The organism is Mycobacterium sp. E3298 (assembly GCF_001666895.1).
Taxonomy (GTDB): Bacteria; Actinomycetota; Actinomycetes; order Mycobacteriales; family Mycobacteriaceae; genus Mycobacterium.
This window is the reverse complement of record NZ_LZJB01000068.1, coordinates 1-13002: the sequence shown is the minus strand read 5'-3', so window position 1 is coordinate 13002 and position 13002 is coordinate 1. Positions and strand designations below refer to the sequence as shown.

Sequence of the window (13002 nt, the reverse complement as noted above, 5' to 3'; positions counted from 1 at the left end):
TCAGCAGCAGCCGCAGTCGTGGCCGCGCCAGGCCCTCACACCCTGCCAGGCCGCGACGCCGGCGATCCCGAGCCCGACCGCCGGGTCGATCCACCAGCCGCCGGACCAAAGCGCCATCGTCGCCAGCCCGACGAGCACCCCGGCCGCCTGGGCGGCGCACAGGTAGTTCTGCATCCCCTCGGCCTCGGTGGCGCCCGAGTCCAGCCGCGCGCCCAGTCGGCGGTTGGCCCGGCCGAGGATCGGCATCAGCAGCAACCCGGCGGCGGTCAGCGCGAGCCCGATCGCCGACGCCTCGGCGCGGTGCTCACCGATCAGCTCCCGCACGGATTCCGCGGCGATGTACGGGGCGGTCAGCCAGAACGACACCGCGACACCGCGTTGCGCGCGCCGCTCGGCGTCTGCCGAGAAGGTCCTGGCTCCGCTGAACCGCCACACCACCATCGCGCTGCCCAGCGCCTCGGACACCCCGCCGAGCGCCCAGCCGGTCAGCGCCACCGACCCGACCGCCAGGCCCTGCCACAGCCCGACGGCGCCCTCGACCAGCACCGCGACCAGGCTGATCCACGCGAGGCGCCGCGCCCACTCGGCGCTGCGCCGCCAACCGGCGTCCCGCGCCGCGGCGAGGGCGTGGCCGTCGGCGGTGAGCGAGAAGGTGGTCATGGCGCGAGGCTAGCGGCGATCACGCCCGGCGGCAGTCCCGGACACCAGCTAGTAACACAACCGTGTCAAACCTGACCGGTCAGCACCCGCTTGAGCACCTTTCCGCCCGCGTTGCGGGGCAGCGCGTCGACGAACAGCACGTCGCGGGGGACCTTGAAGCGGGCCAGCCGGTCCCGCACGTACTGCCTGACGTCATCCTCCGTCAGCGTCGCGCCCGGCCGCACCACGACGTAGGCACGCAACCGCTGCCCGAACTCCTCGTCGCCGACCCCGACCACCGCGACGTCGAGGACGTCGGGGTGGTGTGAGAGCGCCTCCTCGACCTCGCCGGGGTAGACGTTCTCCCCGCCGGAGACGATCATCTCGTCGTCGCGCCCATCGATGAAGAGCCGGCCGTCGGCGTCGAAGTGACCGACGTCGCCCGTGGACATCAGGCCCCGGATCGACTCCTTGGTGCCGCCACCGGTGTAGCCCTCGAAGGCCAGCACGTTGCCGACGAAGATGCGCCCCGGCGTCCCCGGCGGCGCCTCACGCCCGTCGGCGGTGAAGACCTTGACCACCGAGCCGGGCACCACCGCACCCACGCAGCCCGGCGCGACGGCCAGATCCGCGGGCGTGGCGATGGTGGCGTAGGCGACCTCGGTCGACCCGTACATGTTGTAGACCACGGGCCCGAGCGCCTCGAGCGCGCGAGTGGCCAGCGCGGCGCCCAGCTGCGAGCCGCCGATGAACACGATGCGCAGCGCCGACAGGTCGTGCTCGGCCAGGGCGGCGGGGCCCAGGTCGAGCAGGCGCCGCAACATGATCGGCACCACGATCATGGCGCTGGCCCGGTGTGCGGCCAGGCTGGCCAGCGTCTCCCGGGCATCGAAGTGGCGGCGCAGCACCAGGGTCGAGCCCAGCACCATGCCGTACATCGCATGGCTGAAACCCATCGAATGGAACAGCGGCACACAGCATTCGGTGACTTCCCGGCCGCGGAACGGGACCTTCCCGAGCAGGCCGCCGACCGGTATCAGCGAGTAGGGCTCCGAACGCGCGGCGCCCTTCGGCGTTCCGGTCGTCCCGCTGGTCGAGATGACGATCTTGGGCCGCCCGCCGGAGGCCGGCGGCGGGGCGGGATCACCCCGCTCGATCAGCGCGTCGAGCGAGTCGGAATCGGGCGTCTCCGTCCAGGCCAGGACGCGGCCGAGCGGCGGCCGGGCGTCGGCGACGACGGCGCCGTACTCCTCGTCGTAGACCAGGAGATCGGCGCGTTCGGAGGCCAGCATCCCGGCCAGCTGCGGGGCGCCGAAGCCGGTGTTGAGCAGCAGGACACCGGCGCCGCACTTGCCTGCGGCGTAGACGGCTTCCAGAAAGCCGCGGTGATTGCCGACCAGGATGGCCACGCCGTGACCCGGGCCCAGGCCGCGCCGGCGCCACTCGTTGGCCAGCGCGTTGGTCCGGCGGTCAAGTTCACCGAACGTCAGCGGGCCGCGCTCGTCGATCAGCGCCACCCCGTCGGGGTCCCGTCCGGCGGCGATCGCCGTCGCCGCACCCAGGATGCCGTAGCGCCGAACGGCGCCCAGCACCGGCGCGACGCGGCCGGGCGGTATCCACCGCAATCCCCCGGACCGGGCGTAGAGGAGCAGTGACCGGGCTTCCGCACCCGCGCGCCGAAGAATTTGCACACGTCGATGCTGCCGCCCGACACCGCGCCGGATAAGGGCGCAACGCCACTACGGACGGGGTCTTTCGTCACCATCGTTATTCTGGCTAACGACTAGACGGAAGGGGACGATTGCCGATGACGCGCACCGACAACGACAGCTGGGACCTGGCCACGAGTGTGGGGGCGACCGCCACCATGGTGGCCGCCGGACGGGCCCGGGCCACCCGCGACGGGCTGATCGACGACCCGTTCGCCGAGCCGCTGGTGCGGGCGGTCGGGGTGGACTTCATGACGCGCTGGGCGGCCGGCGAACTGGACTCCGCCGACGTCGACGAGCCCGGGGCGCCGTGGGGCATGCAACGCATGACCGACATGCTGGCCGCCCGCACGCGCTACATCGACGCCTTCTTCGCCGAGGCCGGCGCCGCGGGGATAAGCCAGGTGGTGATCCTGGCCTCCGGCCTGGACGCGCGGGCCTACCGGCTGCCCTGGCCGGCGGGCACCACGGTGTACGAGATCGACCAGCCGGAGGTCATCGAGTTCAAGACCGCCACCATCGCCGAGCTCGGTGCCCGGCCCACCGCCGAGGTGCGCGCCGTGCCGATCGACCTGCGCCACGATTGGCCGTCGGCGCTGCGAGACGCCGGATTCGACACCGCTCGACCCACCGCCTGGGCCGCCGAGGGATTGCTCGGCTTCCTGCCGCCCGAGGCGCAGGACCGGCTGCTCGACGACATCACCGCGCTGAGCGCCGCCGGCAGCCGGCTGGTGGCCGAGGTCTTCATCAACTCCGGCGCCAACGGGGACGCCCTGAACGCCGCCAGCCAGAAGTGGCGGGACAACGGCCTCGACATCGCGCTCGGCGACCTGGGCTTTCCGGGCGAGCGCAACGACGCGGCGACCCACCTGGAGCGGCACGGCTGGCGCCCGACTCGCACACCCCTGAATCAGCTGTTGGCCGACAACGGGTTACCTTTGCAGCGCACCGATCCCGGTGCGCCGTTCGCCCAGAACTACTACTGCATCGCAGAGTTGCACGCGGCCCGTTGACGGAAGGCCACCGATGGCAGACAGCACGCCCGCCAAGCCACTTGACGGATTCCGGGTACTCGATTTCACCCAGAACATTGCCGGGCCGCTGGCCGGTCAGGTGCTGGCCGACCTGGGCGCCGAGGTGATCAAAGTGGAGGCGCCCCACGGTGAGGCGGCGCGGCAGATCACCGCGGTGCTGCCCGGGCGCCCGCCGCTGCCCACGTTGTTTCTGCCCCACAACCGGGGCAAGAAGTCGGTGGCGGTGGACCTCACCGACGACGAGGCCAAGCAGCAGATCCTGCGGCTGGTCGACACGGCCGACGTCGTGCTGGAGGGATTCCGCCCCGGCGTGATGGAGCGCATGGGCCTGGGCCCCGATGACCTGCGCGCACGCAACCCCAGGCTGATCTACGCGCGGCTGTCGGCCTACGGCGGCAACGGCCCGCACGGCAGCAGGCCGGGCGTCGACCTGATGGTCGCCGCCGAGTCGGGCATGACCACCGGGATGCCCACGCCGACCGGCAAGCCCCAGATCATCCCGTTCCAGCTCGTCGACGCCGCCAGCGGTCACGTACTGGCGCAGGCGGTGCTGGCCGCGCTGCTCAACCGGGAGCGCCACGGGGTGGCCGACGTGGTGCGGGTGGCAATGTACGACGTCGCGGTCAACCTGCAGGCCGGCCAGCTCACGATCCACCTGAACAAGCCGAGCGAGGCGCCCAAACCCGATGCGGCACCGAAAGCCAAGAAGCGCAAGGGAGTCGGCTTCGCCACCCAGCCGTCGGACGCGTTCAAGGCCGCCGACGGGTACCTGGTGATCAGCGCGTACGTGCCCAAGCACTGGGCGAAGCTGTGCCAGATCATCGGCCGCCCCGACCTGCTGACCGACCAGCGGTTCATCGACCAGCGTTCGCGCGCAATGAATTACCACGAACTGACCGAGGAGCTCGAGTCTGCGCTGGCCGCCAAGACCGCGGCCGAATGGGTCGAGCTGCTTCAAGAAGGCGGCCTGATGGCCTGCCTGGCCTACACCTGGAAGCAGGTGGTGGACACCCCGCTGTTCGCCGAGAACGAGCTCGCCCTGCGCGTCGGCGACGGCGACGACACCGTCACGGTGGTCCGTATGCCCGCGCGCTACTCGAGCTTCGACGCGGCGGCCACCGAACCGCCGCCCGCGCCGGGACAGCACAACGACGAGTTCCTCACCGCGCCGCAGACCACGTCGTAAGCCGTCACTGGCTGGGCAGCCGCACCACCTGGACGAAGAACTCGTCGATCTGCTGGACGGCCTTCATGAACTGGTCCAGGTCAACGGGTTTGGTGACATACGCGTTGGCGTGCAGCTTGTAGCTGCGCAGAATGTCCTCCTCCGCCGATGAGGTGGTGAGCACGACGACCGGGATGCGGGCCAGATCGGGGTCGGACTTGACCTTCTCCAGCAGCTGACGGCCGTCGTATTTCGGCAGGTTCAGGTCCAGCAGGATGAGGTCGGGCCGCGGCGCGTCGGAGAACTGACCGCGCCGGTAGAGGTAGTCGAGGCCTTCCTCGCCGTCGTGCGCGACATGAAGCCGGTTGTTGAGTTTGTTGTGCTCGAACGCTTCTCGCGTGATCAGCTCGTCCCCCGGGTCGTCTTCGACGAGCAGGATGTCGATCGCTCTACCTTCTGACGTCATTGATGCGCTCCTTCCAAAGCGTCTGCGTCTGCTTCGCCAACGGGCTCGGGCTCGGGCATGGACATGGGCAGGGTGAACTCGAACCGGGTGCCCTCGGTGCGGGTCGTGTCGATCCGGATGGTGCCGCCGTGGTGCTCGACGATCTTCTTGACCAGCGCGAGGCCGACGCCGGTCCCGGCGTACACGTCGCGGCCGTGCAGGCGTTGGAAGATGACGAAGACCTTGTCGGCGAACTCCGCCGGGATGCCGATGCCGTTGTCCGACACGGTGATCACCCATTCGCGGTCATGAGCGGCGGTGCCCGGTGCGCACTCGATGACGACGCGTGGCCTGCGGTCCTTGTGCCGGAACTTCACCGCGTTGCCGATGAGGTTCTGCCACAGCATCGTCAGCAGCATCGGGTCGCCCTTGATCCGCGGCAGGGAGTCGGGTCGCACGACCTCGGCGTCGGATTCCTCGATCGCGGTGGCCAGGTTGGCCAGACCGGAGTCCAGCGTGGTGTCGAGGTCGACGTCGGTTTCCGTGGTGCCGAGCCGGCCGACGCGCGAAAAGGTGAGCAGGTCGTTGATCAGCGCCTGCATCCGCTTGGCCCCGTCGACCGCGAAGCCGATGTATTCGATGCCGCGCTCGTCGAGCTGATCGCCGTAGCGCCGCTCCAGCAGCTGGCAGAACGAGGCGACCTTGCGCAGCGGCTCCTGCAGGTCGTGCGACGCCACGTAAGCGAACTGCTCGAGTTCGGTGTTGGACCGGCGCAATTCGGCCGCCTGCTCGTCCAGTTGCGCCTGCGCCGAGTGTGAGATCTCGAGCTCCTCGACCATCCGCCTGCGCATGTTCTCCACGTCGATCGCCATGTCGCGAACGTCCTTGGGCCGCTTCGGCGCCGCGATGCTTTCCTCGAAGCTGCCCTGGGTGATCCGGCGGCACGCCGCGGCCAGCGCCGCGAGCGGCCGGGCGACCGTCTCCCGGATCAGGAACCCCAGCATCCCGGCCGTGACGAAGAACAACAACACCATGGCACCGAAAGCCCTGTCGCGCCAGGCATCAACGCGTTTGAGTTCGCCCGCCGCGGCCGCCCGGGCCGCGGACAGGTTCGCATTCTGGGTATCGAAAAGCATTCGCAGATGGTCGAATTCGGCCTTACCGCGCTCGGCCGACGGCTTGCTGTTGACGTTCTTGCCGTTCGGCAGCACGGTCGCGATCACCGGTTCGGCATAGCTTTCCCGCCACCTGGCCGCCGCGTCCTCGATCGCGTCCAGGTCACCCAACAGGTCCGGACGCCCACCCAGCCGGCGCCGGATCTCTTCCACCGCAGCCTGTTCGCTGTGCTGACCGTCGTAGTACGGCGTGAGGAATTGCCGGTCTCCGGCGATCAGGTAGCCGCGGATGCCGGTCTCCTGGTCGCGCAGCGCGGCCTGCAGCTGGAAGGCGGCCACGCGCGCCGGCTGGATGTTGTCGACGAGGTCGCGCGTCATCTGGTCCGTGCGATTCAGCAGCAACGCACCGACCACCGCGCCGGCGAGCACCATCGCGCCCATGCTGACCAACACGAGCGCCTGCCATCCGCGCACGGTGAGCTGCGACAGTCGCGGGCGGCGCAACCTCGGGGTCACGTGGTGGTCCTTTCCACCCGCAGCACCGCGATGTCGTCGGTGAGCCCGCCGTGCGACTGGGCGAGCTGCTGCGCGCCGTCGATGAGCGCATCGACGAACTCCGGGCCCGGCTTGGCCGCGTGCGATCGCGCCAGCGCGAGCAGGCCGTCCTCGCCGAGGCGCCGGATGCCTTGTCCCGAATATCCCTCGAACAGCCCGTCGGTCAGCAGCAGCAGCCCCTGACCCGGGGGCAGGTCCATCTCGAACCGCGGCCAGTCATCGTCGGCGCGCAGGCCCAGCGCCGGACCGCCCGGCGGCTCCACCCATTCCACGGCGCCGTCGCGCTGCAACAGCATCCCCGGATGGCCGGCGCGGATGGCGGTGATGCGCGTGCTGTCGGGCGGGATCTCCAAGCTGAGCACGGTCGCGAAAACGCCTGTGTCCGTTCGCTCCGAGTGCAGCACCCGCTCGAGCTGCCGCATCACTTCCACCCCGTGCACGCCGGCGAAGGTGAGCGCGCGAAACGCGATCCGCAGCGCCGCACCCAGGGCGGCCTCGTGCGGCCCGTGGCCGGCGACGTCACCGATCAGGACGTGCACGATCCGATCGGGTGTCTGGACCACGTCGTAGAAGTCCCCGCACAGCAACGCGTCCTCGCGACTCGGGCGGTACCGCGCGACGATGTCGACGCCCGGCTTGTCCAGCAGCAGCGGGGAGGGCAGCAGCCCGCGCTCCAGCAGCGCGTTCTCCCGCGCCCGCAGCCGGGTCGCGTGCAGGTCGGCCGCGATCAGCTCGGCCCGCTTGCGTTCGATCGCATACAGCAGCGCGCGCCGCAGCATCTCCGGCTCGACCCGGCCCTTGACCAGATAGTCCTGGGCGCCCGCAGCGACCGCGGACGCCCCGAAGTACTCGTCGTTCAGTCCGGTCAGCACCACGATCGGCACGGTGGCGTCGTGCTTGGCGATGCGGTCCAGCGCGTCGATGCCGTTGGCGTCGGGCAGGTGCAGGTCCAGCAGCACGCAGTCGGGCCGGGCGGAGGCCAGCTCGCGTTCGGCGTGGGCCATCGACTGCGCCCACACCACCCGGATATCGGCGACGGCGTCGGCGATCAGGTCTTCCACGAGCACCGCGTCCGCCCGGTCGTCCTCGACCAACAGCAACGACAATGACTGCCAACTCGCCGCCGGGGTCACTGGTGCGCGCACGGGCATCAATTCCCGGTCGTCCGGGGATGCGCCAAGGTAGCCACGCTGTTCACTTCAGACCCCCTGGCCGCGGTAAGACACATTTGTTCGACTTTACGTGTGGCCCTACCACCCCGATGGTTAACCGACGGAGATCCTATAGGTCAGCGCAGCAGCGCCCGCGACATGACCACGCGTTGGATCTGATTCGTGCCCTCGTAGATCTGAGTGATCTTGGCGTCGCGCATCATTCGCTCCACCGGGAAGTCGACGGTGTAGCCCGCGCCGCCGAACAGCTGCACGGCGTCGGTGGTCACCTCCATCGCCACGTCGGACGCCCAGCACTTGGACGCCGCGGAGATGAAGCCCAGGTTGGATTCGCCGCGCTCGGCGCGGGCGGCGGCGTGGTAGACCATCAGCCGCGCGGACTCGAGCTTCATGGCCATGTCGGCGAGCATGAACTGCACGCCCTGGTTGTCGCTGACCGGGCGGCCGAACTGCTTGCGGTCCTTGGTGTAGGCGATCGCGGCGTCCAGCGCCCCCTGCGCGATGCCGACCGCCTGCGCGCCGATCGTGGGCCGGGTGTGGTCCAGCGTCGCCAGCGCCGTCTTGAAGCCGGTGCCCGGCTCGCCGATGATCCGGTCGCCCGGGATGCGGCAGTTCTCGAAGTACAGCTCGGTGGTCGGCGAGCCCTTGATGCCGAGCTTGCGTTCCTTGGGACCGACCGTGAACCCCTCGTCGTCGGCGTGCACCATGAACGACGAGATGCCGTTGGCGCCCTTGTCCGGGTCGGTGACCGCCATGACGGTGTACCAGCTCGACTTGCCGCCGTTGGTGATCCAGCACTTGGCGCCGTTGAGAATCCAGTCGTCGCCGTCGGCCTTGGCCCGGGTCCGCATCGAGGCCGCGTCGCTGCCGGCCTCCCGCTCCGAGAGGGCGTAGGACGCCATCGCGGTGCCGTCGGCGATCGACGGCAGCACCTGCTTCTTGAGCTCGTCGGAGCCGCGCAGGATCAGCCCCATGGTGCCCAGCTTGTTCACCGCGGGAATCAGCGACGCCGAGGCGTCGACGCGGGCCACTTCCTCGATCACGATGCACGCCGCCACCGAATCCGCGCCCTGCCCGCCGTACTCCTCGGGCACGTGCACGGCGTTGAACCCCGACGCATTCAGCGCCTCGAGCGCCTCCTGTGGGAACCGCGCATTCTCATCCACGTCGGCCGCGTGCGGGGCGATCTCCTTCTCCGCCAGCGCGCGGATCGCCGCCCGCAACTCCTGGTGTTCCTCGGGCAACTGGAACAGATCGAACGTGGGGTCTCCGGCCCAACCAGCCATCGTGGCCTCCTCTAGCTACTAGCCAGTAACTTTACCCTGGCGCTTTTGCAGCGCCTCATCCTTGGCCCGCACGCTCTCGGCCAGCCGGCCCTGAAACTCGACGATGCGCGCCCGCAGCGCCGGGTCGGACGACCCGAGCATGCGCACGGCGAGCAGGCCCGCGTTGCGGGCGCCGCCGATCGAGACCGTGGCCACCGGCACGCCCGCCGGCATCTGCACGATCGACAGCAGCGAGTCGAGGCCGTCCAGCCGCGCCAGCGGGACGGGCACCCCGATCACCGGCAGCGGCGTCGCCGACGCGACCATCCCCGGCAGGTGTGCGGCGCCGCCGGCGCCCGCGATGATCACCTCGATGCCGCGGTCGGCCGCGCCGCGCGCATAGTCGAACATCACCTGTGGGGTCCGGTGCGCGGAGACCACCCGAACCTCGGCCGGAATGTCGAACTCGGCGAGCGCCTCGGCCGCGTCCTTCATCACCGACCAGTCGCTGTCGCTGCCCATGATCACGCCGACCCTGGGGTTGCTAGTCATGCGGATCCCATCCGTCCGTCCATTGCCCGTGTGACAACCAGTGTGCCGCGAGCTCGGCGCGCTCCCGCAGCGCGGCCAGCTGCGCCATGTCGGAGCCCAGGAAATTGACGTGGCCGACCTTGCGGCCGGGCCGTTCCTCCTTGCCGTAGAGGTGAACCCGCGCGTCGGGCATCCGCGCGAACAGGTGGTGCAACCGCTCGTCGACCGTCATCGCCGGCCGCTGCGCGGCGCCCAGGACGTTCGCCATCACCGTCACCGGGGCGATGGCATCGGTGTCGCCGAGCGGGTAGTCCAGCACCGCCCGCACGTGCTGTTCGAACTGGCTGGTGCGCGCCCCGTCCATGGTCCAGTGCCCGGAGTTGTGCGGCCGCATCGCGAGCTCGTTGACCAGCAGCTCACCCTGGACGGTCTCGAACAGCTCCACCGCGAGCACCCCGACCACGCCGAGTTCGGCGGCCAGCCGCAACGCCAGCTGCTGCGCGGCCGCGGCCACGTGCTCGGGCAGGTTCGGGGCGGGCGCGATCACCTGGACGCAGATCCCGTCGCGCTGGACCGTCTCCACCACCGGCCAGGCCGCGCCCTGGCCGAACGGCGACCGCGCCACCAGCGCCGACAGTTCGCGGCGCAGGTTCACCTGCTCCTCGGCCATCACCGGCACGCCATCGGCCAGGAAGCTGGTCGCGATATCGCGGGCGTGCGAGGGGTCGCGCGCCATCCGCACCCCGCGCCCGTCGTAGCCGCCGCGGACGGCCTTCACCACCACGGGGCCGCCGACGAGCTGCGCGAAGGCGTCCAGCTCCTCGAGATTCGCGATGCCGGCGTAGCGCGGGACCGGGGCGCCCATCGCGTCCAGCCGCCGGCGCATCACCAGCTTGTCCTGGGCGTGCACCAGCGCCTCCGGCGGCGGCGCGACGTTCACCCCCTCGGCAACCAGCTTCTCCAGCAGCTCGTTCGGCACGTGCTCGTGGTCGAACGTCAGCACATGGGCCCCGGCCGCGACCCGGCGCAGGTCGTCCAGCTCGGTGTGCGAACCGATCACGACGTCGGGCGTGACCTGCGCGGCCGGCTCGTCGGCGGCGGTGGCCAGCACGCGCAGCGTCTGCCCGAGGGCGATCGCGGCCTGGTGGGTCATCCGGGCCAGCTGTCCGCCGCCGACCATGGCGACCACCGGCGCTATCGTGGGTGCGGCCCCGGGAGGGCGTATGTTCGGCACGGCCATCATGGTGTCACGGCGCGGGCGGCGTGTTGACCGGCGGTGACGCCGAATCGTTATGTACGATTTTGCGTCTATTTTGTGTCCGTCCGTACACTGACCACTTGTGCCCTTCGCCGACGCCGCAATCGAGCGCATGCCCGGCTTTATTCAGCCCTATTTGCTGCGCCACCACGAACTGATCAAATTCGCCATCGTCGGCGGTACCACGTTCGTGATCGACTCGGCGATTTTCTACACGCTGAAACTGACAATTCTGGACTCCAAGCCGGTCACCGCGAAGGTCATCGCCGGCATCGTCGCGGTCATCGCGTCCTACGTGCTGAACCGGGAGTGGAGCTTCCGCGATCGCGGCGGCCGGGAGCGTCACCACGAGGCGCTGCTGTTCTTCGCGTTCAGCGGGGTGGGCGTGCTGCTGTCGATGGCGCCGCTGTGGTTCTCCAGCTACGTCCTGCAGCTGCGGGAGCCGATGGTGTCGCTGACCGTGGAGAACATCGCCGACTTCATCTCGGCCTACATCATCGGCAACCTGCTGCAGATGGCGTTCCGCTTCTATGCGTTCCGGCGCTGGGTGTTCCCCGACGAGTTCGCGCGCAACCCGGACAAGGCGCTGGAATCCGCCCTCACCGCGGGTGGTATCGCCGAAATGCTCGAGGACGAGATCGAGGGCGGCAACGTCACGCTGCTGCGGTCCTGGCGCAACCGGGCCGGCCGGCTGACTCAGCCGGGCGACTCCTCGGAACCCAGGGTGTCGAAGACTTCGTGATACAGCAGCGCGTGCACCTCGCGCAGCCGCGGTATGTCGTAGAACTCCAACGGGTCTTGTGACGCCGATTCGATAATCAACGTCCCGGTGCGAAACATCCGCTCGGTGATCCGGTCGCGGAATTCCACGCTGTTGATCCGCGCCAGCGGGATATCGATTCCGGTGCGGGTCAGCACCCCGTGCCGAAACATCACCCGCCGGTTCGTCACGACGAAATGGGTGGTCAGCCAGCTCAAGAACGGCCACAGCGTCAGCCAGCCAACGATCACCAGCCAGATGCCCCAGATGACGCCGTAGATGATGTTCTTGGCCAGCTGGCTCCAGTGCGTCGAGTTGAGGTATCCGGACCCGAACGCCGCGATCGCGGTCACCAGCAAAAGGACGACGACCGGCCAGATCAGCCGCTTCCAGTGCGGGTGGCGGTGGATGATCACCTGCTCGCCGGCGGCCAGGACGTTATCCGGATAGCTCACCTGCCAGAAGCTACCGCAGATGCACCACGTCACCGGCCGAAACGACGACCGTCTGTCCCCCACTTTCGATGCACAACCTGCCCTGGTCGTCGACCGCGCTCGCGTCCCCGACCACCTCTTTGCCACCCGGCAGGTGCGCCCGCACCCGCGCGCCGACCGTCAGGCTGCGCGCCCGGTAGTCGGCCGCCAGCGCCCAGTCGGCCCCGCGCGCGGCGCGCCAGGCCACGATCCGCCGCCCGAGTTCCTTCAACAGCCCGCACACCAGCCGGGTCCGGTCGGGCGCCGGCACGCCCAAGTCGACCAGCGAGGTGGCCCCCTCGACATCGGCCGGTGCCTCAAACACGTTGAGCCCCAAGCCGATTACCACCACCGGCCGCGCCACCTCGGCCAGGATGCCCGCCAGCTTGCCCGGGGGGTCCCCCGCCAGCACGTCGTTGGGCCACTTGAGCCCCACCCGAACGCCGTCGAGCAGCGGGGCCAACGTGTCCACCACCGCCACCCCGGTGGCCAGCGGCAGCCAGCCCCACCCGGAGGTCGGCACGTCGACGATGCTGACGGCGACCGACATCGTGAGCTGGGCCCGCGGGGTGGCAGACCAGCCGCGGCCGTGGCGCCCGCGCCCGGCGGTCTGGTGCTCGGCGATGAGCACGGCCCCGGCGACGTCGGTCCCGGACGCGGCGCGGGCCAGCAGGTCGGCGTTGGTGGAACCGGTTTCGTCGACGACGTCGAGCCGGCGCCAGCCCAGCCCGGTGCCGATCAGCTCGGCTCGTAATGCGGCCTGGTCCAACGGTGGCCGGAGCTGGTCTCGGTCTGTCACTGGACCCAGCCTAGGACTCAGCGGCGCCGGCGGCTCATGACGTCGAGCATGTCCAGGACGGCCAGGTGGCTGAACAGCATGC

Annotated in this window: 13 protein-coding genes; 3 read left to right on the top strand and 10 right to left on the bottom strand. The window is 69.9% G+C overall.

Annotated elements, in window-relative coordinates; genetic code table 11:
• Together A9X05_RS02620 and A9X05_RS02615 are read right to left on the bottom strand one after the other, a co-directional pair.
• Nucleotides 1-660: a cation transporter gene (locus A9X05_RS02620; protein ID WP_067758972.1), complete on the bottom strand. Its 660-nt coding sequence runs from the start codon at nucleotides 658-660 to the stop codon at nucleotides 1-3.
• 65 nt (nucleotides 661-725) lie between these two features.
• Entirely contained in the window at nucleotides 726-2330 is a 1605-nt protein-coding gene (locus A9X05_RS02615) for an AMP-binding protein (protein WP_067758969.1), read from the bottom strand.
• A gap of 116 nt (nucleotides 2331-2446) precedes the next feature.
• Between A9X05_RS02615 and A9X05_RS02610 the strand changes: the two genes are divergently transcribed.
• Nucleotides 2447-3361 (top strand): class I SAM-dependent methyltransferase, encoded by a 915-nt coding sequence (locus A9X05_RS02610; protein ID WP_067758966.1) that lies wholly within the window; start codon nucleotides 2447-2449, stop codon nucleotides 3359-3361.
• 13 nt (nucleotides 3362-3374) lie between these two features.
• Nucleotides 3375-4568: a CoA transferase gene (locus tag A9X05_RS02605; RefSeq protein ID WP_067758963.1), complete on the top strand. Its 1194-nt coding sequence runs from the start codon at nucleotides 3375-3377 to the stop codon at nucleotides 4566-4568.
• 4 nt (nucleotides 4569-4572) lie between these two features.
• Here the strand turns inward: A9X05_RS02605 and A9X05_RS02600 are convergent, their stop codons facing one another.
• The 6 genes from A9X05_RS02600 to A9X05_RS02575 all read right to left on the bottom strand — a co-directional run bounded on the left by A9X05_RS02600 (nucleotide 4573) and on the right by A9X05_RS02575 (nucleotide 10873).
• Nucleotides 4573-5013: a response regulator gene (locus A9X05_RS02600; RefSeq protein ID WP_067758960.1), complete on the bottom strand. Its 441-nt coding sequence runs from the start codon at nucleotides 5011-5013 to the stop codon at nucleotides 4573-4575.
• Nucleotides 5010-6548, bottom strand: coding sequence for a CHASE3 domain-containing protein (locus A9X05_RS02595; RefSeq protein ID WP_082954865.1), 1539 nt, complete (start codon nucleotides 6546-6548; stop codon nucleotides 5010-5012). The genes A9X05_RS02600 and A9X05_RS02595 overlap by 4 nt, the downstream gene beginning before the upstream one ends.
• A gap of 71 nt (nucleotides 6549-6619) precedes the next feature.
• Nucleotides 6620-7813, bottom strand: a complete 1194-nt coding sequence (locus A9X05_RS02590) for a PP2C family protein-serine/threonine phosphatase (RefSeq protein WP_067758956.1) — start codon at nucleotides 7811-7813, stop codon at nucleotides 6620-6622.
• 137 nt (nucleotides 7814-7950) lie between these two features.
• Entirely contained in the window at nucleotides 7951-9120 is a 1170-nt protein-coding gene (locus tag A9X05_RS02585) for an acyl-CoA dehydrogenase (protein ID WP_067758953.1), read from the bottom strand.
• An 18-nt stretch (nucleotides 9121-9138) separates the two neighbouring features.
• Nucleotides 9139-9651, bottom strand: coding sequence for a 5-(carboxyamino)imidazole ribonucleotide mutase (gene purE, locus A9X05_RS02580; RefSeq protein ID WP_067758950.1), 513 nt, complete (start codon nucleotides 9649-9651; stop codon nucleotides 9139-9141).
• Nucleotides 9644-10873 carry a 5-(carboxyamino)imidazole ribonucleotide synthase gene (locus A9X05_RS02575; RefSeq protein WP_082950278.1) on the bottom strand — a complete coding sequence of 410 codons (1230 nt, stop codon included), beginning with the start codon at nucleotides 10871-10873 and terminating at the stop codon, nucleotides 9644-9646. The genes purE and A9X05_RS02575 overlap by 8 nt, the downstream gene beginning before the upstream one ends.
• A gap of 97 nt (nucleotides 10874-10970) precedes the next feature.
• On the opposite strand from A9X05_RS02575, the gene A9X05_RS02570 reads away from it, so the two are divergent.
• Nucleotides 10971-11630 (top strand): GtrA family protein, encoded by a 660-nt coding sequence (locus tag A9X05_RS02570; protein WP_067758944.1) that lies wholly within the window; start codon nucleotides 10971-10973, stop codon nucleotides 11628-11630.
• Here A9X05_RS02570 and A9X05_RS02565 read toward each other — a convergent pair.
• Both A9X05_RS02565 and A9X05_RS02560 read right to left on the bottom strand, forming a co-directional pair.
• Nucleotides 11585-12103, bottom strand: a complete 519-nt coding sequence (locus tag A9X05_RS02565) for a PH domain-containing protein (RefSeq protein WP_067779039.1) — start codon at nucleotides 12101-12103, stop codon at nucleotides 11585-11587. The two genes, A9X05_RS02570 and A9X05_RS02565, sit on opposite strands and share 46 nt — an antisense overlap.
• A 10-nt stretch (nucleotides 12104-12113) precedes the next feature.
• A complete protein-coding gene (locus tag A9X05_RS02560) occupies nucleotides 12114-12920 on the bottom strand; it encodes a biotin--[acetyl-CoA-carboxylase] ligase (protein WP_067779030.1) in 807 nt (268 codons plus the stop codon).
• Nucleotides 12921-13002 lie beyond the last annotated feature (82 nt).

What these genes read in the sequence shown, in the direction of transcription:
- A9X05_RS02620 (WP_067758972.1), bottom strand. Translation starts at nt 660, where the DNA reads ATGACCACCTTCTCGCTCACCGCCGACGGCCACGCCCTCGCCGCGGCG.
- A9X05_RS02610 (WP_067758966.1), top strand. Translation starts at nt 2,447, where the DNA reads ATGACGCGCACCGACAACGACAGCTGGGACCTGGCCACGAGTGTGGGG.
- A9X05_RS02605 (WP_067758963.1), top strand. Translation starts at nt 3,375, where the DNA reads ATGGCAGACAGCACGCCCGCCAAGCCACTTGACGGATTCCGGGTACTC.
- A9X05_RS02600 (WP_067758960.1), bottom strand. Translation starts at nt 5,013, where the DNA reads ATGACGTCAGAAGGTAGAGCGATCGACATCCTGCTCGTCGAAGACGAC.
- A9X05_RS02595 (WP_082954865.1), bottom strand. Translation starts at nt 6,548, where the DNA reads ATGGGCGCGATGGTGCTCGCCGGCGCGGTGGTCGGTGCGTTGCTGCTG.
- A9X05_RS02590 (WP_067758956.1), bottom strand. Translation starts at nt 7,813, where the DNA reads ATGCCCGTGCGCGCACCAGTGACCCCGGCGGCGAGTTGGCAGTCATTG.
- A9X05_RS02585 (WP_067758953.1), bottom strand. Translation starts at nt 9,120, where the DNA reads ATGGCTGGTTGGGCCGGAGACCCCACGTTCGATCTGTTCCAGTTGCCC.
- purE (WP_067758950.1), bottom strand. Translation starts at nt 9,651, where the DNA reads ATGACTAGCAACCCCAGGGTCGGCGTGATCATGGGCAGCGACAGCGAC.
- A9X05_RS02575 (WP_082950278.1), bottom strand. Translation starts at nt 10,873, where the DNA reads ATGATGGCCGTGCCGAACATACGCCCTCCCGGGGCCGCACCCACGATA.